This is a genomic window from Saliphagus sp. LR7, from assembly GCF_003344565.1.
Lineage (GTDB): Archaea > Halobacteriota > Halobacteria > Halobacteriales > Natrialbaceae > Saliphagus > Saliphagus infecundisoli.
Window position 1 is genome coordinate 1 of record NZ_QPND01000003.1, and the last position, 19720, is coordinate 19720.

The following is a 19720-nucleotide window of genomic DNA, read 5'->3' on the forward strand; positions in this document are numbered from 1 at the left end:
CGACTCCACGACCGTCTCGCTCACCCACACCCTCGAGGACGACCTCGAACCCGCCACCTACGGCTACTCTATCTCGACGCTCCAGGAAATGGCCAGCGCCGAAATTACCGTCGAAGCCGTCGAGAGCGTTCGTCCGCCCGCTCACGCGGGGGTTCCGGACCACGCGAACGCGCCCGACCACGCCGGCATCCCGAGCTGGCTGCGCAGGTAACCGGACTCGTCTCCGATCGCTCGTTTTCGCTGCTTCGTTCGGACGGGATTTGATCCCGGTGTTCTACGGGGTGTTCGGCCGCGTGTTCGACGACGGACGGACCCCGAAAGCGGCCGCGCCCGGGACGACGGCCGACCGGGTCAGGATCGCTTCTGGATCTCCTCGCGCAGCGCCGCGCTGACGGCCTCGCCGTCGGCCTGCCCGCCCAGCGCGCCCATCGCCTCGCCCATCAGGCCCGAGAAGGCGCCCATCCCCTCCTCGTGTACTTGCTCCTCGTTTCGCTCGACGACCTCGCGGACGGCCTCCCGAACCTCGTCCTCGGAGGCGCCGCCGAGATCCTCGCGCTCTACGGCCTCCCTGGCGGTGAGCTCCGACGCGTCGGCCAGCGCCGAAAGCAGGTCGCCGACGTTGCCCGTCGGGAGGTCGTCGTCGCGGGCGAGCGCGAGCGCGCCGGCGAACTGCTCTTCGCTTACGTTCTCGATGGCGACGCCGTCCCGGCGAAGCTCCGTCACGGTCGATTCCAGCGTCGTCGCCGCGAGGGTCGGATCGACGCCCTCGCCCACCGCACGCTCGAAGACGGGCATCCGCCGGCCGTAGGCGACCTGTTCGGCCAGTCCACGATCGAGGTCGTACTCGCGCTCGTACCGTCCGACCTTCTCGGTCAGGAGCTCCGGAGTTTCGACCTCGCTCCGGTCGGGTTTGACCGGCGGGACGTCGGTCTCGGGGTACATCCGGGCTGCGCCGGGCAGCGGGCGAAGGTAGCGGGTGGTGCCGTCGTCGTTCGCGCCGCGGGTCTCCTCGGGGACGCCCGCGACGGCGGCCCGGGCCCGGTCGGCGACCGCGCCGATAGCGGTGCGCGCGGTCTCCCCGCTGTCGGCGACGATGGCGACGGCGTCTTCGGGCTCGGCATCGACGGCCTCCCGGAGGTCGGCGACTTCCCCTTCGGTGACGCCGTAGGCCGGCAGCTCGTCGGTGTGGAAGATCCCGCCGGCGCCGTGGCGTTTGGCGTGATCAGAGAGTTCGGTCCCCAGCCGGCGGTCGGGGGCGATCTCCCGGCCAACGAGGCCGTCGAACCCGCGCAGACGGACGCCCATCACGCTCCCCCCCGAGGAGAGTGCGCCGCCGATCACGCCGCTGTCGGTGCCCTCGAACACCTCCGTGACGTCCTCGGGTTGGTCTACCGCGGCGTTCCGCTCGGCGAGTTCGTCGCGGATCGCCACGAGCTCGAGCTGTCGGCCGACCTCCGTGCGGACGATGTCGTCGATGTCGTCCAGGCTCTGGACGCCCTTGATCTCGACGCGGGCGCCCTCGGCGATCGAGACGTTGACGTCCTGGCGGATGGTTCCCAGCCCGCGTTTGACCTTGCCCGTCGAGCGAAGGAGCATCCCGATTCGTTCTGCGGCCTCCCGGGCCTGGGCGGGCGAGCGGATGTCGGGGCTGGTGCCGATCTCGACGAGGGGGATTCCCAGTCGGTCGAGGCTGTAGCGGACGCCTTCCTCGGTCTCCTCGACTCTCTTTGCGCTCTCCTCCTCGAGCAGGAGGTCCTCGATCCCGACCGATCCCTTTTCCGTCTCGATCTCGCCGTCGGTCGCGATCAGCGTCGAGCGCTGGAAGCCGGAGGTGTTCGAGCCGTCGACGACGAGCTTTCGCATGACGTTGGCCTGATCGACCGGCCGGGCGTCCAGAAGCTGGGCGATCTCGAGGGTCGTCTCCATGGCCTCCTCGTCCAGTCGGTGTGGGGGCTCCTCGTCCTCCTCGACGAGGCAGGTGGTGTCGTAGGCGAGATACTCGAACTCCCGGTCGACCCTGCTCTCCTCTAGGGCGGCGTCGTCGAGTTCGCCGAGTTCGCTCCGAGTGGGATGGAGATAGCGGGTGAACCGTCGGGAGGACTCTTCGGGTTCGCGCAGTTCGGTCGGGCAGTCACAGAACAGCTTCGTCGCCGTGTCGAGTTGCTGGTGGATCTCGAGGCCGGCGACGAGTCCGGCGTCCTCGTAGTCGTGGTCGCGCTCGCTCATTGTCGGCCAGTGGGGCGCCGAGGGGTAAAAAGTCCGATTATGCGACTCAGTCCTCGACCGCGGGGACGAACTCGCCGGTCTCCCGGTAGACGCCGGCGAGGAGGGTCGCCGCGGCGATCATCGGGAGGAGCGCACACGCGAGATAGACCGGAGTGAAGCCGACGGCGTCGATCGCCGGCAGGGTGACGACGGGTCCGAGCCCGGCCCCGACGTCCCCGAGGACGTTGTTCGTTCCGACGGCCCGCCCCATCGACTCCTCGGGGGTGAGGTCGGCCAGCAGCGCCATCAGCGGGCCGCTGGTCCCGCCCTGGCCGGCGCCGACGAACAGACAGGCGACGGTCAGCGTCGCGAGCGAGTCCGCCCGCGCGAGGAGGAGAAAGCCGACGAACGCGGTCGAAAGAAAGACCAGCAGCGTTGGGACCCGCGACTGGCGCCGGTCGCTGACGACGCCGCCGAGGAACATGAACACGCCCGCGGCGATCACGGTGATCGCCATGAAGATCCCCGAGGTGCCCTGGGCGTCGAAGCCGAACACCCCGAGGTCGTTCTCGCCGAGAAAGAGCACGAGCGAGGCGAACAGCGCGCCGATATACCCGAACAGTACGGCGAAGTTGACGAAGCCGACGACCAGCGCCGCGGGGCTCGTATCGACGTCCCAGGGCTTGATCGAGTCGCGGCTCCCGCCCTCGACGTGGGTCTCGGGGATCACCCGGTAGGCGATCCCGGTCGCGAGGGCGGCGAAGACGGCCGCGACGACGAACGCAGCCGCGGTGCTCTGGAGTTCGCTGACGACGCCGCCGATGACGACCCCGACGGGGAAGCCGAAGAGAACCCCGCCGCGGATGACTCCCATGTTTGTCCCCCGCGAGTCCCCGTCGCTGACGTCGGCGGCGATGGTGTAGGCCGTCGCGAAGACGAGCGCGCTGCCCAATCCCCACAGTACTCGCGCGAGCAGGAACCAGGCCTCGGGAAACGGTGCGGGGATCGCGACGACGTAGCCGACGGTCGCGACCGCCTGCACGGCCATCCCGACGACGAACGGCGTGCGGGTCCCGATCCGATCGACCAACACCCCTGCAGGGGCGTTGGCGACCAGCCGCGAGAAGCGGTTGGCGCTCAGGATGATCCCGACGAGAACCGGCGAGATCCCCAGGACAACCCCGAGGTTCGGCAGGATCGGAAAGACGACCCCGCCACCGAACCCGATAAAAAAGGTGCTGGCGATCACCGCGGCGACGACGACCCCTCGCCCGTCGCCGCCGAGCCGGTCGGCCACCCGGGCGCGGAGCCGGTCGATGCCCCCGGATCGGGGATTCACCCTGTCCTCGCGGGTCCCGTCTCCTCGAGCGAACCGTCGTTCGACTCCATTAGCTGACCGGTTGGTCAATTCGGTTCAAAAGCGTTCGGATCCTCGCCGCTCGTAGCCGCCTGTACCTGTATGACGGCTCTCGGCCCCTCGTTCGACCGAGAGCCCCGAACGACGGACAGCCGGTAGTCTCAGGCGCCGGTCGCGTCCCCGGCTCTCCCCTCGCCACGTTCCCCGTCGGCCCCGGCGTCCGCTGGTGGTTCGCCCCCCGCGAGCCGGTGGCGCTTTCGCTCTCGGAGGCGCTCCTGGAGGCGGTCGTTGAGATCCTCGCGAAGTTCCGTGGCACGGCGGGCGTCGATGTCGTAGGCCGTCGCCGCCCGGCCGAAGAAGGCCGCCGAGCTCGCGGTGTCGGCGGTGACGCTGGCGAGCCGGCGCCTGCGCTGGAAGACGTTTCGCGTGTCGACGACCGACTGGATCCGGTAGTGGGGAACGACCTTCGTCGTCCGCTTCCAGAAGCCGGTCCGGGCGAAGAAGTAGCGCTCGCCGACCGCGAACCCGCGATTCGCCCACTTGAGGTGGGCCGCGACCGGGACCGCGAGGGCCAAGGCCGCGAGGACGTACCAGTCCCCGAGGGCACCCGTAGCGGCGTCTACCGCGTAGCCCGCGGCCACGACGGCGGCGACGACGGCGCCGTACCGAACGACGTAGCGTTCGCGCGCTCGCTTCGGGGAGGACTCGAGCCCGGGGTCGCCGAAGGGTTCGATCGAGCGCGCCAGCGCCCGGACCCGCTCGCGTTCGGCGATCGGGACCGCCGACTCGGCGCCGCCCGAGCCCGACTGGCCGGGGGCGTAGCCCGCGGTCTCGACGGCCAGCGAGCCGTAGCCGATCCACCGGAACGGGATCGACTCCTCGACGGTCAGCGTCTGGACCTTGTCCAGCGGGATCGTCCCGCTGTAGCGCTGTAGCAGCCCCCGCTCGTAGCGGAGTTCCTCGCCCGCACGCGTGAGCCGGAAGCCGTAGTAGCGGCTGAACGTGAGCACGGCGCTGACGATCCAGGCGACGAGCACGAAGAGGAGAGCGGCCCAGGCGAGCGCGATCAGCCCGCTTCCCGGAAGGCCCCCCTCGAACGGTGCGAGCGGGACCAGTGCAGTCGGGTCGAACCCGCTGGCGAACGAAAGCGCGATGGTCGCCAGCAGGCTCGCCCCCGGGTCGATCGTGAACACGCTCAGGATCGCCAGCTCGTTGGGCTGGATCGCAAAGAGGAGTTCTTCCTCGTCCGGCTCCCGTCCGGGCTCCGTGCTCTCGACGCCGTCCTGTCCCGCGTCCTCGCGGGCGCCCGTCCGGAGCAGGCGCTGGAGGCGCTCGGCCTCGGCCTCGCCGACGTAGTGGAGGACGACCTCGGTCTCGCCGCCGCCGGCGGTCTCGACGTTGACCGCGGCGAGTCCCAGCGCGCGCTGGAGGACGTTCTGCTGGACGTCGACGTTCTGGACCCGCCGGAGAGGGACTTCCCGGTCGCGCCGAGAGACCACCCCCGAGGCGACGTCGAACGTGTCGCTCGTGAGTTCGTAGCGAAACCGCTGATAGTAGGCGATCTCGTAGGCGATCCCGAGGACGATTCCGACGACGACCATTGCGCCCAGGGTGAGGAGGTCCCCCCCGCCGCCCGGGGAGGTGAACACGCCGACGAAGAAGAACAGCGAGCCGGTCGAGAAACTCCGCGAGAGCGATCGGTAGGGAACGGAGTACGGATGAAGCTTCGTCGAGGGATCACCGCCACCCCCGCTTTCGGCGGCTCCCGGTCCGGATCCCCCGCTTTCGCCGACCGCCGGCTCGCCGGACCCGGAGTCCGACGGCCCCTCCTCGCCCGACTCGTCTACCGAGCCCCTCGCCGGCTCGCTTCCGTCGTCCCCGCCGCGCTCACCGCTCATACCGCATCCTCGCCCTCGCTCTCGATCGCGAGCCGGCGAAGCTCCTCCCGGAGGTCCTCGGCACGGTCGGGCCGCAGGCCGGGGATCGCCACGTCGGCGCTTCGCGAGCCCGCCGTGTAGACGACGACCGTCGCCAGCCCGACCGCCCGCTCTACGGGACCGCGCTGGGAGTCGACGTGCTGGACTCTGACGAACGGAACGACGGTCTTCACGCGGGTCAGAACGCCGCGTTCGATGTAGAGGGCGTCCTCGCGGAGCTCGAACCGCCAGACCGAGTAGCGAAGCCACGCCAGCGCCAGCCGGACGACGGCGAGGACAACGGCGAGGGCGATGGCACCCTGGACGACGGTCGATTCCGCGAGCCCGACGGCATCGGCGAGATCCGTCGCCCGTGTCAGTCCGACGGCGCCGCCGACGAGAAGTCCCCCCGAGACGGCCGCCTGGACGATCGCCGCGGTGAGCCAGACGGGACGAATCCGGGGAGAGAGCCGTTCCATGCCCGGCGCGAGGGCTGGGCCCCGAATAAAGGATGGGATTCGACCCCCGTCTGGCCGTCTCAGCGGGTCGCCGTCCCGGCGTCGCCCGCGAGGAGGTCCTCGGTCAGCCCCTCGCCCGAACAGTCCTCGTTCGGGCAGGCGTAGTGCCAGCCGTCCTCGGTGGCCTCGGCCTCCCGGAACCGCTCGCCACAGAGCCCACAGAGCAACCGTCCCTCGGCGCACTTGTCCCGGTGGAGCTCGAGGGCGAGCTCGCTCCCGAACGACTGGTTGCAGGTTCGGCAGGTGTGCATAATATGTCCGACGACGTTCTCCGTGAAAACTGCTTGGATTCCGTTCGCGGACCTGACTGTGGCGGGATTCGACGGGTCAGTACCGCGGCTACTCCTCGCGGCCGAGCAGTCCGCGCTCGGTCATCTTCGCGGGGTCGAGAACCTCGTCGGCCTCTTCCTCGCTGATGTAGCCCTTCCCGACGGCGACCTCGCGGACCGTCTTGCCCTCCTTGAGGGCGGCCTTCGCGACCTCGCTCGCCTTGTCGTAGCCGATGTGGACGTTCAACGAGGTGGCGAGCGCCATCGACCCTTCGACCTGCTCGGCGCAGTGCTCGTCGTTGGCCTCGAGGGGTCGGACGAACCGCTCGGCGAACACCGCGCTCGCGTTCGAGATCAGTTCGGCGGACTCGAGGAAGTTGTGCGCCAGCACCGGCTTGTAGAGGTTGAGGTCGATCTGGCCCTCCGCGGCACCCGCCGACACCGCGGCGTCGTTGCCGACGACCTGTTTGTGAACTTGATTCACCGCTTCGGCGACGACCGGGTTCACCTTGCCCGGCATGATCGAGGAGCCGGGCTGGTTCTCGGGCTGTTCGATTTCGCCCAGTCCGTTCCGGGGACCCGACGCGAGCAGCCGGAGGTCGTTGGCGATCTTGTTCAGCGAGCCAGCGACGGTTCGCAGGGCGCCGTGGGCCTCGTTCATCGCGTCGTGGGCGGCCTGGGCCTCGAAGTGGTTGTCGGCCTCGCGGAACTGGACGCCCGTCTCCTTGGTGATGTACTCCGCCGCCCGGCCCGGGAACTCCTCGTGGGTGTTGAGTCCGGTGCCGACCGCCGTTCCGCCGAGCGCGAGTTCCGCGAGGTGTTCGCGGGTGTTGTCGACCCGGACGAGGCCCTTCTCGATCTGGCTCCGGTAGCCCGAGAACTCCTGGCCCAGCGTCACGGGCGTAGCGTCCTGGAGATGCGTTCGTCCCGTTTTGACGACGTCGTCGAACTCCTCTTCTTTCGCCTCCAGGGCCTCCCGGAGCGTCGAGAGCGCCGGGATCACGTCCTTCTCGAGCGCCTCGAGGCTCGCGACGTGCATCGCCGTGGGGATCACGTCGTTGCTCGACTGGCCGAAGTTGACGTGGTCGTTCGGATGCACAGTACGGGATCCGATCTCCGCGCCCGTGATCTCGGCGGCGCGGTTGGCGATCACCTCGTTGGCGTTCATGTTCGAGGAGGTGCCCGATCCGGTCTGGAAGACGTCGACGGGGAACTGGTCGTCGTGCTCGCCCGCGATGACCTCCTCGGCGGCCTCGACGATCGCGTCGGCGATCTCGTCGTCGAGCAGGTCCAGGTCGCGGTTGGCCTGGGCGGCGGCCTTCTTGACGACGCCCAGCGCGCGGACGAACCGCCGGCCGAAGGTGATCCCGCTGATCGGGAAGTTCTCGACCGCGCGCTGGGTCTGGGCGCCCCAGTAGGCGTCGGCGGGCACTTCCATCTCTCCCAGGCTGTCCTCCTCGATGCGAACGTCGTCGGTCATGGCCGAGAGGTCGCGGCGGGTCAGGTAAAAGCCACCGAAAGCGCACGCTCCTCGCGGGCCCTGGTCCGCCGGGCGTCCTCCAACCGTTCCCGGCAGTCGGCGTGGATCGACCGGGCCGTCGAAAGCGAGAGGTCGTGGATCGTCGGCGTCCCCCGGACGAACGTCCGCGAACTGGCCGTATCGATCACGAGGCTGGCCAGTCCGAGTCGGCGCTGGAAGACGGTGCGTCGGGTCGAGACCGTCTGGAGGCGGTAGTAGGGGACGACGTGGGTCCGCCGCCGCCAGAACCCCTCCTGAACCAGCAGGTGGTTCTCCCGGAGGTCGTAGCCGAGGTTCGTCCACCGGAGGTGGGCCCCGACCGGTGCTGCCACGAAGGCGAGGGCGCTCGCGTACCAGAGGGGGAGGTCCCAGACGACCCCCGCCGCGCCGGCCGCGGCGACGACCGCCGCCGCGAGAAGCGAGTAGCGGACGAGGTAGCGCCGGCGAGCCATCGTCGGCGGCCGGTCGAAGTCGCCAGATTCGATTCCGGTCGCCCGCGCGACGAACCGCTCGACACGGCTCCGTTTGGCGAGCGGGATCGCCGACTGGTTCCCGCCGCCGCCGTCGGGGCCGTAGCCCGCGGTCTCGATCCGGAGGCCGGCGTAGCCGATCGCGCGCTGGAGGGGGTTCTCGACGATCGAGAGCGTCTGGATCTTTTCGGTCGGGATCGACCCGCTGTAGCGCTGGAGGAGTCCGCGCTCGTAGACGAGGTCGTCGCCGGCCTCCCCGATCCGGAAACCGTAGTAGCCGACGAACGTGTAGACGACCCCGACGAGGTAGGTCGCGACGGCGCCGTAGAGCGCCGAGGAAAGCGCCAGGGCGGCGTACTCCAGCGGGGAGGCGCCCGCGAGTTGGGCGGGACCGCCGAACGGCCTGGCCAGCGAGAGCACCAGGCCGAGGGCGGTGTCGCCGCCGAACGCGGTCACGACGGCGACGACCATCGACGCCGAGAGCTTGGCGGTGGTGAGACTGAGGAGACCGAGTTCGACCTGGTCGAGTTCGAACAGGTGCGTCGGCCGGCGGTCCCCGCTCGTCCCGGCGGTCGCCGGTTCGGGGCGTTCGGTCGGATCGGGATCGAGGCCTTCTCGCTCGTCGGCTTCGGTTTCGTCGTCCTCGGCGGTCAGCCGACGGATCTCCCGCTGGAGCCAGTTGGCCTCGCCCTCGCCGACGTACCGCAGCGTCGCCTCAGTGTCGCCGCCGCCCGCGGTCTCGATCGAAACGACGGCCAGCCCGAGGAGCCGCTGGACGATCCCCCGGGAGACGTCGACGTTCTGGACGCGGCGAAACGGGATCTCCCGGTCACGCCGCGAGAACACGCCGGAGGCCAGATCGAACGTGTCCTCGCTGAGTTCGTACTCGAAGCGGTAGTACTCGGCGAGTCCGTAGGCGGCCCCGAGGAGGAAGCCGACCGGGGCGAGCGAGAACACCCAGTCGATCCGGACGACGTCGAAGGCCCCCGAGAGGATGCTGACGAGGAAAAACGGGACCGATGCCCACTGGACCGCGTAGCCGAGGGTTTTCGTCAGTGCCGTAACCGGATGGAGCCGGCTCATACCGCGTCCTCGCCCTCGCTCTCGACCGCGAGGTCCCGGAGGGTTTCCTGGAGCCGACGGGCCCGCTCGGGTCGCAAGCCAGGAATCGTGACGTCGGCGTTCCGGGAGCCGGCAGTGTAGACGACGACGCTCGAGAGCCCGAGCGCGCGCTCTACGGGTCCGAACTCGGTGTCGACGTGCTGGACCCGGACGAAGGGAACCGACGTCTCGACGAACGTGACGACGCCGCGCTCGAGATAGAGGGCGTCGTCCTGGAGCTCGAACCCCCACCTGCTGTAGAGGACGAGGGCGTGGCCGATGCCGACGCCCGCCGCGACGAGGCCGACGGCCACGAGGGCGGCCGCCGGGAGGGTGTCGACGAGCCACCGCTCGGCGGCCGCGACCGCGACGGTGAGGACGCACGCGACGACGACCGCCCGCACGATCCAGACGGCTCGCACCCTCGAATGCAGTGACTCCATGCGGGACCGTTCGACGGTAACCTGATAAACGAACTGATCTTTCTCCCGACCTGTCGGGAACTACTTCTGCTCTTCGTACTCCGCGGGCGTGTACGTCGAGAGTTCGACGGCGTGAATGTCCGTCGTCATCCGCTCGCCCAGGGCGTCGTACACCTGCTGGTGTTGGGCGACCAGCGCCTCGCCCTCGAAGGTGGGCGAGACGACCGTCGCCGCGAGGTGGTCGTCGTCGTGTTCGCCGCGCGCGCGCCGGACCGTCGCCTTCGCGCCCTCGAGTTCGCTCTCGATGACTCGCTCGACATCCTCGGGATTCATGGCCTCCTCTGGGTCGGGCCAGGGGAAAAACGCCGCGGTCCCCGCGGCGATCCGGTCGGCGCGTTTATGCCCCCGCCGGACGCCCTCGGGGATATGTCGCTTGCAGCCGAGACGAGGCGCGCGGCACGGGAGCACCCGTTTCTCGTGAGCGCGCTCCGGGCGGGCGTCCTCAACTACACCGCGGCGGCGCGCTTTCTCGACGTCGGCGATGTCGAGGCGGTCGCGACCGCGCTCCGGCGCTACGCCGAGGAGTTGCCCGACTACGAGCCCGACCCCCGAAAGGCCCGGATCACGATGGAAAGCGGCGTCGGACCCGCCGACGAGGCGGAGCCGCTGCTTTCCGTCGGCGGAACCGCCCTCGCCGCCGGCGGCGGCGACCGGACCGCGGTCCTTGCGACCGGCGACGTCGATTCGGCTGCGCTCCGGACCGTCCTCGCGACCCTCGCCGTCGAGGACGTCGCGGTCCACGCTGCGGGCGTCGGCGGCGACGCACTCGCCGTCGTCGTCGACCGCCGCGCGGGGTCGAACGCGCTCCGAACCGTCGAGAGCGCCCTCGAGTCGGTCCCCTGACTCGCGGCGGCGTTCGCTCGATCGGTCTACGGTCCCGTATCCGACCTTTTAACGTCCGGCCAGCGGTATTCTCCGGCAATGACGCTCCACGTCGAGAACACGCTGACGGGCGAACGCGAGCCCTTCGAGCCGCGGGACCCCGAGGACGTCTTACTCTACTACTGTGGCCTGACGGTCTCGGATCCGCCCCACCTCGGTCACGCGCGGTCGTGGGTCCACGTCGACGTGATGCACCGATGGCTCGAGTACCTGGGCTACGACGTCCGCCACGTCGAGAACTTTACGGACGTCAACGAGAAGATCGTCGCCCGGATCGGCGAGGCAGGGGGAGACGAAGAGGCGGTCGCCCGGAGCTACCTCGCCCGAACGATCGCAGACATGCGTTCGCTGAACCTCCTGCGTGCGGAGGTCTATCCCCGCGTCTCCGAACACGTCCCCGAGATCGTCGAACTGATCGAGACCCTCGTCGAGAAAGGGTACGCCTACGAGTCGGAGGGGTCGGTCTACTTCGACGTCACGAGCTTCGAGGAGTACGGCGAACTCTCGAACCAGGACATCGACGAAATGGAATCCCAGGGCGATCCCGACGAGCGATCCGAGAAGCGCCATCCCGCGGACTTCGCGCTCTGGAAGGCGGGCGGCGTCGATCCCGCCGCGATCGAGGAACACCGCCACGACGGGGCCGCGCCCGCCGAGGAGGCCGCCGCGGGCGCGTCGACCTGGGACTCCCCCTGGGGAGAGGGCCGTCCGGGCTGGCACGTCGAGTGCTCGGCGATGAGCATGACCCATCTCGCCGACCACATCGACGTCCACGTCGGGGGGCGGGACCTCGTCTTCCCCCACCACGAAAACGAGATCGCCCAGAGCGAGGCCGCAAGCGGCGAACGGTTCGCGTCCTACTGGCTTCACTGCGAACTGTTCGAGATCGGCGACGAGAAGATGTCCTCGAGCCTGGGAAACTTCGTCACCGTCGAGGAGGCCGTCTCCGAGTGGGGAACCAACGTCCTGCGGACCTTCCTCACCGCCGGCTCGTACAACAGCGAACAGCTCTACAGCGAGCGGACGATCGCCGAGGCCGGGGAACGCTGGGAGCGCATGGAGCGTGCACACGAGAACGCCGTCGAGGCCATCGACTCGCCCGACGCGGGAACCAAGAGTGAGGACGCGGAGCTTCGCGAGGCCGTCGCGGACGCTCGCGACGGATTCGAGCGGGCGATGAACGACGACTTCAACACCCGGGGAGCGCAGTCCGAACTCCTCGAGATCGCGGGCGCGATCAACCGCCATTTCGAAGCCATCGATCCGGGCGACGGCGGGCGCTACGACTACCGCGGACTCCGCGAGGCCGTCGAGGCTCTCGAGGAACTCGGGGGCGTCCTGGGGCTTTCCTTTGTCGGCGAGGCCGACGGGCAGGCCGCCCTCGCGGGCGAGGTCGTCGAACTCGTCCTCTCGATCCGGGGCGAGGAACGCGAGGCAGGCAACTACGAGCGCGCCGACGAACTCCGCGACGACCTGGAGGCCCTCGGGGTCGAAGTCCAGGATACGGATTCGGGCCCGTCGTATCGGCTTCCGGGCGGGAACTGAGGGAGGGGATCGAACGCGAGCGGGGGTGTCCGTGTCGTGAGGGAACGCTCGAGGCGTCCCCTTCAGTCGGGTCGGTCGAACCGGTAGCCACAACCACAATCTTCACTCGGCCGTGGACGCAATGAGGGACAATGCGTCCATACGCGAACGAGGGTTATCGGCGCCTGTTCGACGACGAGTTCTCGGTCGGTCTGTTCTTCCCGATCACGACGGCGTCGGATCCGATTCCGTCGTTCGAGGACTTAGAGCAGCAGGTCGAACTGGCGAGTGCGGCGAGCGACCTGGGGTTCGACGCGCTCTGGTTTCGCGACGTCCCGCTGTACTGGCCGCGGTTCAACGACGCCGGGCAGGTGTACGACCCGTGGGTCTTCCTCACACACGTCGCCGCCAACACGGACGACGTCGCCCTCGTCACGGGGTCGATCATCCTTCCGCTGAGGCACCCGTTACACGTCGCGAAGGCGGCCGCATCGGTCGACCGGCTGTCGGGCGGACGGCTGGTCCTCGGCGTCGCGACCGGCGACCGGCCGCCGGAGTTTCCGGCGTTCGATATCGACGAGGACGCTCGCGGCGAACTGTTCCGAGAACACGTCGACGTGGTTCGGACTCTCTGGTCGGAGGACTACCCCGAACTCGACTCCTCGTTCGGGACGCTCGACGGGTCGCTCGACCTCGTGCCGAAACCGACGACCGAGACGCTCCCGCTGCTCGTCACCGGCCGCGCACGCCAGTCCCTCGAGTGGATCGCCGACCACGGCGACGGCTGGGTCTACTACCAGCACACGCTCGAGGACCTCGAGGACCAACTGGCGACGTGGCGGGAGCTGGTTCGCGAGACGGGGAGCGAGAACACGAAGCCGTACGTTCAGGTGTTGCACGTGGACCTGAAGGAGGATCCGTCGGCGGAGCCGGAGCCGATCCACCAGGGGTACGCAGCCGGCAGCGAGTGGTTCCGCGAGCACGTTCGGGGGCTCCGCGACGCCGGGGTCGATCACGTGATGATCAACATCCGGCAGACGGACGACGATCGGGACCCGCGGGGGGTTCTCGAGGAGTTTTCAGACGAGGTCCTGGCCGAACTCTGAGCGGCCGAGGTCGGTCGTCGGAGCGGGGACTCTCGATCGCGGTCGCGGTCGGATCAGCCGGGTGGATGCACAGGCCGGGGACGGGCCTCAGCCATGCTCGTGGTACGGGCAGTCTCGCCGGCGTTGAGAGAGGAGAACCCCTATGCGCCTCGGCGACCTACCGACTCCCGATGAGTCCTCCCCCTTCGCGGCGCCGGCTGCTCGCCGGGGTCGCGACCGCCTCCGTGGCCGGCCTCGCGGGCTGTCTCGGCGGCGCGATCGACGACGTAACCACCCGCGAGGCCGCGCCGGCGACCGTCGCGGAGTCGGCGATCGAGGAGGCCGGCTACGGCTTGGAGGAGAGCCACGAGGTCGTCGAGGAGGAGACGGTCGCGGGCCAGTCCGTGGAGTTCCGCAACCAGTACGTCGAGTACGCCCGGTCAGCGGACCTCCCTGGAATCGGCGAGGTCACGGCCGGCGTGTTCACGACGGTGACGAGTCCCCGAGCGTCAGTGCTGGGTCGGGAGCTGAACCCGATCGCCGAGATGGGACCCGAAGAGATCGCCGCCTACGCCGACGAGCAGTACCCGGAGCTGTCGGTCAGGGGCGAGCCCGTGGGAGAGCGGAGCGTGGAGTCCCTCAAGGCGACGACGGTCACGACCTTTTCGGGGACGGTCACGATCGACGGCTTCGACGTCGATGCCCTGGTCGACGTCACCCGGTTCGCCCACGACGGGGACCACGTCGTCGCCGTCGGGGTCTATCCCGAGGCGCTGCCCGGGTCTGCGGGCCGGATCGAGACGCTGTTCGAGGGGCTCGACCACTAGAGCCCGAGCGCCGCCGAAAGCGAGAGGCCGCTGGCGAGCGCACCCAGCAGATAGCCGGCGATCGCGCCGCCGTTCAGCAGGGGGAGCCCGGCGTGGGGCCGGCCCCGGAGCACCAGCGCGAGCAGGACGAGGAGCCCGGTGAGGGTGCCGACGATCCCGCCGAGTGCGGCGAGGTTGACGGTGAGCCCCGGCACCGCGAGCGTCCCGGTATCGACGAAGACGGCGGCGCTCGCGACCAGGATCGTGGGGATCACGGCGTCGCCGAGGCCGACGAACAGGGCGTCCCGTTCGGGGTCGGTGGCCTCCGGGTCGGCGTCGTCCTCGACACCGTCTTCGTCGGCATCCTCCTCGAGGTCGAACGCTCCCTCCGCGCTTTCCCCGTCGAGGTAGGTATACGAGAGGCTCGTCGGGACGACGAGGACGACGGGGATCTTCAGGTCCATCACGCCTTCCGCGAGCGAGAGCATGTGGCGGGTCCGGTAGACGCTGATCGCGTCGTAGATCGCGAGCACCACCAGGAGAACGAGCGCGGGCAGGAGCCCGAAGCTGACGCCGAACAGGCCGGCGGCGCCGGCGCCCATCAGGACGCCCGCGGCGTCGATCACGTACCACTCGGGGTAGGCAAGCAGGGCGATCCCGACTGCGATTCCGGCGGGGAGCGAGACGACCGAGATCGCGGGCGGGAGGAGTTCGGCGAGGACGACCCACGCGAGGAAGGCACTGAGGACGACGACGAGTCCGCGGATGAGCCACTCGAAGCCGTAGCGAAAGGCCGCGAGCATCACGCCCGTTCCGACGAGGATCGCAGCGAAGTAGAGCAGGCTGTTCGTCGGGTTCTCCGGGTCCTCGACCGCCTGTTGGCCGGAGTCGGCGAAGGGCCCGAGCAGCGCGAGAGCACCCAGTTGGACGGCGAGGAAGAGCCCGACCGTAAGGGAGACCGCGACGAGGACCCGCGTCCGGTCGTTCATGACGGGGGGTTCGGACCGGGGCGGTATCGGTGTTGTGACCTCGGTCCGGCCGCGGCGGCCGTCCCGTCTGCCCCAATCCTCCCGCGCGTACAGCGTAGACCCCTACCGCGCGTACAGCGTCGAGCCGACCAGCGCGGGCGCGTGGACGCCCGCCTCGAGGGTGACGGCGAGGTAGGGCCGATCGACGGGCCCGAAGACGTCGACGACCCGGCCGACGTCCTCGAGCGATTCGGACAACAGTATCGTCCCGATCTCGTCGTCGTGGTCTGCCCCCTCCTCCGCGCGGAGGACGAGCAGCCCCTGGGCGGTGTCGCGGACGGTTCCGACCCGGCGGACCGCCATCTCACTCGCGGATCGCGGCGACGTAGGCCGCGACCGCCTGGACGAGGTCGTTCTTCGTCGAGTCCTCGGCGCCCCGGACGACGACCCGGCCTCGCGCTTCCCAGGACTCCCGCGAGTAGGTCTTCTCGCGTTCGATCGTGGCGTCGTAGCCGATCTGCTGGACCGCCTGTGCGATCTCGTCGACCGTCGGCTCGGGGACGGCAAGCCCCTCGGGAACCCGCCTCCCCTCCTTCCGGGAAAGCTCCGCGTCGAGATAGGCGGGCCAGATGACGTTTTCGACCATGCCGGACCTGTGAGCCGATGGGGGTAAACGCCTTTCGAACGCCGGCTACAGCCGGCGGAATCCGACGACCGCCGCGGCGATCACCGCGATCGCGGCGACGACCGCGGCGACGATTCCGACCGGGATCGAGTCGCCGTCGTCGCTCTCGGCGCTCTCCTCGGGATCCGTCGCGTTCTCGGCGCCGTCGGTGTCGTTGGTAGCGTTTTCACCCGTCGCGTTGGCTTCCGTTCCGTTCCCGTCGGTCGCGTTCTCCGTCTTGTCGTCCGCGTCGATCTCGTCGGTGGCGTTCTCGCCGGTTTCGTTGGTGGTGTTCTCGCCGGTTTCGTTGGTGGTGTTCTCGCCGACGCCCGTCGATTCGTTTGCCGTTTCGTTCGAGTCGGCGGTTTCGTTCGGTTCCTCGCCGACCGAGTCGTTGGTCGCGTTGGCTTCCGTTCCGTTGGCGTCGGTCGCGTTCTCGCTGGCTCCTTCGGTCCCGTTGCCCTCCTCGAGGATCGCTTGAGCCTCCTCGTAGGCCTCGGGGTGGACGGCCTCGACGATCGTCTCGATCGCGGTAACGACGTGGGGTGCGGGTTGGCTGACGGCGTTCGAGTCCACCGCGACGAGGTTGCCCTCCTCGTAGGCGGTCGTTTCCATCGCGCCCTCGCTGAGCGCGGGTTCCATCTCGGGGTCCGCAGTCCCGTAGACGATCCACTCGGGGTTCTCCTCGATCACGACCTCGTTGCTGATCTCCTGCCAGCCGGCGATGCCGGCCTCCGCAGCGAGGTTTTCGACGCCTGCAGTCTCCAGAATCGCGTTCTGGAAGGTGCCGTTGCCCGCGGTGTAGCCGCCCCCCATCGACCAGTAGGCAAGCGGGCGCTCGACGCCCTCGAGAGCGGTCTCGAGGGCACCCAGGCGCTCGTCCATCCAGTCGATGCGCTCTTGGGCGCCCTCGCAGGCGCCGGTCAGCTCGCCGGTGCGCTGGACGTTCTCACGGACGTCCGTCAGGTCCTCGGCGGTCTCGAAGTGGTAGACCGTGACCCCGGCCTCCCGGAGCTGTTGGATGTCCTCCTCCTCGGTGACGTTCGCCGCGAGAACGACGTCGGGCTCGAGATCGACGACGGTCTCGATGTCGACGTTTTGTTGCCCCTCGACGGCGACGTTCGTTCGGTTGCCGGCGTCATGGTGGGACGTGAAGTCGTTTATCGGCATCCCGACCAGGCTCTCCTCGGCGCCGATCTCGAAGACGGTCTGGGCGTCGCTCGCCTGCAGGGCGACGACCCGTTCGGGCGGTTCGTCCAGCGTCACGTCCTCGCCGGTCGCGTCGGTCAACTCGACCGGGTACTCGCAGGTCGCCTCGGCCTGGGCCGCACTCGCCCCGGTCGCGCCCGAGGCGCCCGCCGCGCCCGCGGCGACGGGCGGGGCGGCCACGCTCGCGATCAGGAAGGCGGCCAGCAGGATCGTCAGTAGCTTTCGCATGTCTCGTCTCCCCGTGCGGCAGACTCCAATAAATATTTGGCTAAAGCAATCGCAGTTGTTGTAGATGGAGCGAGTCGGACGGATCGTCTCGTGGTCGGCCGGCCTGACGGCGATCCTCGCGGTCGTCGTCGTCGCCAGCGCCGGCCTCGGCCCGGCCCGGATCGGGCCGGTGACGGTCGCCCTCGCCGTTTTGAACGCCGTCGCCGTCCCCACGGGAGCCGGTCTCGGCGAGCGGGCGCTGCCCCTTCTCGGGTGGTCGCTTCCCGCACCGTCGCTCGAGTTCGTCCGCCCGTTCGCGTTCGACGTCCGTTCGAGCCACCAGACGATCGTCGCCGACATCCGGCTTCCCCGGATCGCGCTCGCGGCGACCGTCGGCTTCGGGCTCGCGGCCGCGGGCACCGTGATGCAGGGCTTTTTCAGGAACCCGCTGGCCGACCCCTCGATCATCGGCGTCTCCACGGGGGCCGCCGCGGGCGCCGTCGCCGTCATCGCCTTTCCGGCACTCCTCCCGGTGGGGCTCCAGCCCGCCGCCTTCGCCGGCGCGCTCGCGACCGCCTTTCTCGTCTACGCCATCGCGACCGAGGGCGGGCGGACGCCGGTCGCCACTCTCCTGCTCGCGGGTGTCGCCGTCCAGGCGTTTCTGGGGGCAGCGATCTCCTACATGCTCGTCCACAGCGGCGACAGCTTACGGGAGGCGATGATCTGGCTGATGGGCCGGCTCTCGAACGCCACCTGGAGCGACGTCTCGGTCTCGCTGCCGGTCGTCCTTGTCGGGGTGGCCGTCCTCGCGGCCTTCACCCGCGAGATGAACGTCCTCCTGCTGGGCGAGGAGGACGCACATCACTTGGGGGTTGACGTCGAGCGGACCAAGCTACTCTTGCTCGCGCTCGCGAGCGTCGTGACGGCGGCAGGGGTCGCCGTCGCGGGCGTCATCGGCTTCGTCGGCCTCGTCGTCCCCCACGTCATGCGCCTGCTCGTCGGTCCCGACCACCGGATCCTGTTGCCGACGAGCGCGCTCGCCGGGGCCTCCTTTCTCGTCGCGACCGACACCCTCGCCCGCGCGGGCCCCGCCGAGGTCCCGGTCGGCATCGTCACCGCCGCCTTCGGCGCGCCCTTCTTTCTCTACTTGCTCACCGAGCGGGAGGTGCACGCGCTGTGATCGACGCCGACTCCCTCTCCGTCTCCTTCGGCGACGTCTCCGTCCTCTCCGAGGCATCGCTGTCGGTCGGGGAGGGCGAGTTCGTCGGCCTCGTCGGTCCCAACGGCGCCGGCAAGACGACGCTCCTGCGGGCGATCAGCGCGGCGATTTCCCCCGACGCCGGCACCGTCAGGGTCGCCGGCCGCGAGATCGGCGATCTCTCCTCGCGGGAGTCGAGCCGGCTGGTCTCGGTGGTTCCCCAGGACACCCACCTCTCCTTTTCGTTCGACGTCCGCGAGGTCGTCGAGATGGGCCGGACGCCCTACCGATCGCGGTTTTCGCCGCCGACCCCCGAGGACCGCGAGCGCGTCGACCGGGCGATGGAGCGGACCGCGGTCGCAGAGTTCGAAGACCGGTCGATCGAGGCGGTCAGCGGCGGCGAGCGCCAGCGGGTGATCCTCGCGCGGACGGTCGCCCAGGACACGCCCGTCGTCTTGCTCGACGAACCGACGGCGAACCTCGACATCGCCCACCAGGTCGAGACCCTCGAGCTCGTCGCCGAACTCGTTGGGGAGGGGAAGACCGCGCTGGCGGCGATCCACGACCTCGAGCTCGCGGCCCGGTATTGCGACCGGCTCGCGGTCCTTGCGGGGGGAGGAATCGTCGAGACGGGGTCTCCGGAGGAGGTGCTGTCGGCCGACCGGATCGCGGAGGCGTTCGACGCCACCACCGCCTTCGCGACGAACCCGGTCACGGGGTCGCCGACGGTCACTGCCCTCCCTGGCGGGGTGCCCTCGGAGCTCCCCGAACGGGTCCACGTGCTCGGACGGGGGGCGGCCGCCACGGGCGTCCTCGCACGCCTGGAGGGAACCGGCGTCGAAGTGACTGCGGGCCCGCTCGTCGCGGGCGGGCCGGCGGCGGCGGCCGCGACCCGCCAGGGGATCGACCCGCTCGTCGCCGAACCGTACGCCCCGCTCGACCGGGAGCTGCTCGCGGCCGCCAAAGAACGGATCCGGACGGCCGACGCGGTCGTCGTCTGTGACCTCCACCTCGGGAGCGGCAACCAGCTTCTCCTCTCGGCGCTCGATGCCCCCCCGGCGGTCGTCTGTGAGACGACGCCACTCACCGAGCGAAACTATGCGGGCGAGGAGGCCGCGGCCGCCTACCGGGCGATCCGGGCGGCCGCGGAGTCCACGGAGCCGTCGTCGGTCCTTTCCGCGCTCGCGGCGGTCGAATCGGCATCTCGCGGACGCGGTCGCACAAACGTCTCGGATATCGATGGAGTCGGATCGCACAGCGAGGCTGACGGAGCCGGGCCCGACGCCGAATAGCGCCAGGAACCCATCCGATTTCCCGACAGTCAGGCCGAAGCACTCATC

At 69.7% G+C, this 19720-nt stretch carries 19 protein-coding genes and 1 pseudogene; 7 read left to right on the forward strand and 13 right to left on the reverse strand.

Annotated features, from left to right (window positions below; genetic code table 11):
* Positions 1-211 (forward strand): annotated as a pseudogene (locus tag DVH23_RS05000) (hypothetical protein); the annotation flags it as partial.
* A 140-nt stretch (positions 212-351) separates the two neighbouring features.
* Here the strand turns inward: DVH23_RS05000 and gatE are convergent.
* From gatE to DVH23_RS05045, 9 genes are all read right to left on the reverse strand, one after another.
* Positions 352-2226, reverse strand: a complete 1875-nt coding sequence (gene gatE / locus DVH23_RS05005; protein ID WP_114576344.1) for a Glu-tRNA(Gln) amidotransferase subunit GatE — start codon at positions 2224-2226, stop codon at positions 352-354.
* A gap of 46 nt (positions 2227-2272) precedes the next feature.
* A complete protein-coding gene (locus tag DVH23_RS05010; RefSeq protein ID WP_394342623.1) occupies positions 2273-3502 on the reverse strand; it encodes an MFS transporter in 1230 nt (409 codons plus the stop codon).
* A gap of 221 nt (positions 3503-3723) precedes the next feature.
* Entirely contained in the window at positions 3724-5460 is a 1737-nt protein-coding gene (locus tag DVH23_RS05015) for a PH domain-containing protein (RefSeq protein WP_157972335.1), read from the reverse strand.
* On the reverse strand, positions 5457-5957 hold the full coding sequence (locus DVH23_RS05020; RefSeq protein ID WP_114576345.1) for a PH domain-containing protein: 501 nt from the start codon (positions 5955-5957) through the stop codon (positions 5457-5459). Before DVH23_RS05020 ends, DVH23_RS05015 begins: the two co-directional genes overlap by 4 nt.
* Before the next feature lie 59 nt (positions 5958-6016).
* Positions 6017-6247 carry a transcriptional regulator gene (locus DVH23_RS05025; protein ID WP_114576346.1) on the reverse strand — a complete coding sequence of 77 codons (231 nt, stop codon included), beginning with the start codon at positions 6245-6247 and terminating at the stop codon, positions 6017-6019.
* An 88-nt stretch (positions 6248-6335) separates the two neighbouring features.
* Positions 6336-7745 carry an aspartate ammonia-lyase gene (locus tag DVH23_RS05030; RefSeq protein WP_114576347.1) on the reverse strand — a complete coding sequence of 470 codons (1410 nt, stop codon included), beginning with the start codon at positions 7743-7745 and terminating at the stop codon, positions 6336-6338.
* 20 nt (positions 7746-7765) lie between these two features.
* Positions 7766-9337 (reverse strand): PH domain-containing protein, encoded by a 1572-nt coding sequence (locus tag DVH23_RS05035; protein WP_114576348.1) that lies wholly within the window; start codon positions 9335-9337, stop codon positions 7766-7768.
* A complete protein-coding gene (locus DVH23_RS05040) occupies positions 9334-9798 on the reverse strand; it encodes a PH domain-containing protein (protein WP_114576349.1) in 465 nt (154 codons plus the stop codon). The genes DVH23_RS05035 and DVH23_RS05040 overlap by 4 nt, the downstream gene beginning before the upstream one ends.
* Before the next feature lie 60 nt (positions 9799-9858).
* Positions 9859-10110: a BolA family protein gene (locus DVH23_RS05045; protein ID WP_114576350.1), complete on the reverse strand. Its 252-nt coding sequence runs from the start codon at positions 10108-10110 to the stop codon at positions 9859-9861.
* A 93-nt stretch (positions 10111-10203) separates the two neighbouring features.
* On the opposite strand from DVH23_RS05045, the gene DVH23_RS05050 reads away from it, so the two are divergent.
* From DVH23_RS05050 to DVH23_RS05065, 4 genes are all read left to right on the forward strand, one after another.
* A complete protein-coding gene (locus tag DVH23_RS05050; RefSeq protein WP_114576351.1) occupies positions 10204-10680 on the forward strand; it encodes a hypothetical protein in 477 nt (158 codons plus the stop codon).
* A 78-nt stretch (positions 10681-10758) separates the two neighbouring features.
* Positions 10759-12264: a cysteine--tRNA ligase gene (gene cysS, locus DVH23_RS05055; RefSeq protein WP_114576352.1), complete on the forward strand. Its 1506-nt coding sequence runs from the start codon at positions 10759-10761 to the stop codon at positions 12262-12264.
* 131 nt (positions 12265-12395) lie between these two features.
* Positions 12396-13349, forward strand: a complete 954-nt coding sequence (locus tag DVH23_RS05060; RefSeq protein ID WP_114576353.1) for an LLM class oxidoreductase — start codon at positions 12396-12398, stop codon at positions 13347-13349.
* 170 nt (positions 13350-13519) lie between these two features.
* Positions 13520-14155, forward strand: coding sequence for a DUF6517 family protein (locus DVH23_RS05065; protein WP_114576354.1), 636 nt, complete (start codon positions 13520-13522; stop codon positions 14153-14155).
* On the opposite strand, the gene DVH23_RS05070 is transcribed toward DVH23_RS05065, so the two are convergent.
* From DVH23_RS05070 to DVH23_RS05085, 4 genes are all read right to left on the reverse strand, one after another.
* Positions 14152-15123 (reverse strand): presenilin family intramembrane aspartyl protease PSH, encoded by a 972-nt coding sequence (locus DVH23_RS05070; RefSeq protein ID WP_114576355.1) that lies wholly within the window; start codon positions 15121-15123, stop codon positions 14152-14154. The two genes, DVH23_RS05065 and DVH23_RS05070, sit on opposite strands and share 4 nt — an antisense overlap.
* Before the next feature lie 102 nt (positions 15124-15225).
* Positions 15226-15465 (reverse strand): H/ACA ribonucleoprotein complex subunit GAR1, encoded by a 240-nt coding sequence (locus DVH23_RS05075; RefSeq protein WP_114576356.1) that lies wholly within the window; start codon positions 15463-15465, stop codon positions 15226-15228.
* Between the two features lies 1 nt (position 15466).
* Positions 15467-15748 carry a signal recognition particle subunit SRP19 gene (srp19, locus tag DVH23_RS05080; RefSeq protein ID WP_114576357.1) on the reverse strand — a complete coding sequence of 94 codons (282 nt, stop codon included), beginning with the start codon at positions 15746-15748 and terminating at the stop codon, positions 15467-15469.
* A 45-nt stretch (positions 15749-15793) separates the two neighbouring features.
* Positions 15794-17203: a PGF-CTERM-anchored ABC transporter substrate-binding protein gene (locus DVH23_RS05085; protein ID WP_114576358.1), complete on the reverse strand. Its 1410-nt coding sequence runs from the start codon at positions 17201-17203 to the stop codon at positions 15794-15796.
* 64 nt (positions 17204-17267) lie between these two features.
* Here DVH23_RS05085 and btuC point away from each other — a divergent pair, with 64 nt between their 5' ends.
* Together btuC and DVH23_RS05095 are read left to right on the forward strand one after the other, a co-directional pair.
* Complete coding sequence (btuC, locus tag DVH23_RS05090; RefSeq protein ID WP_114576359.1) at positions 17268-18362, forward strand: vitamin B12 ABC transporter permease BtuC; 1095 nt, start codon at positions 17268-17270, stop codon at positions 18360-18362.
* Positions 18359-19672 carry an ATP-binding cassette domain-containing protein gene (locus DVH23_RS05095; RefSeq protein WP_114576360.1) on the forward strand — a complete coding sequence of 438 codons (1314 nt, stop codon included), beginning with the start codon at positions 18359-18361 and terminating at the stop codon, positions 19670-19672. The genes btuC and DVH23_RS05095 overlap by 4 nt, the downstream gene beginning before the upstream one ends.
* Positions 19673-19720: the final 48 nt, after the last annotated feature.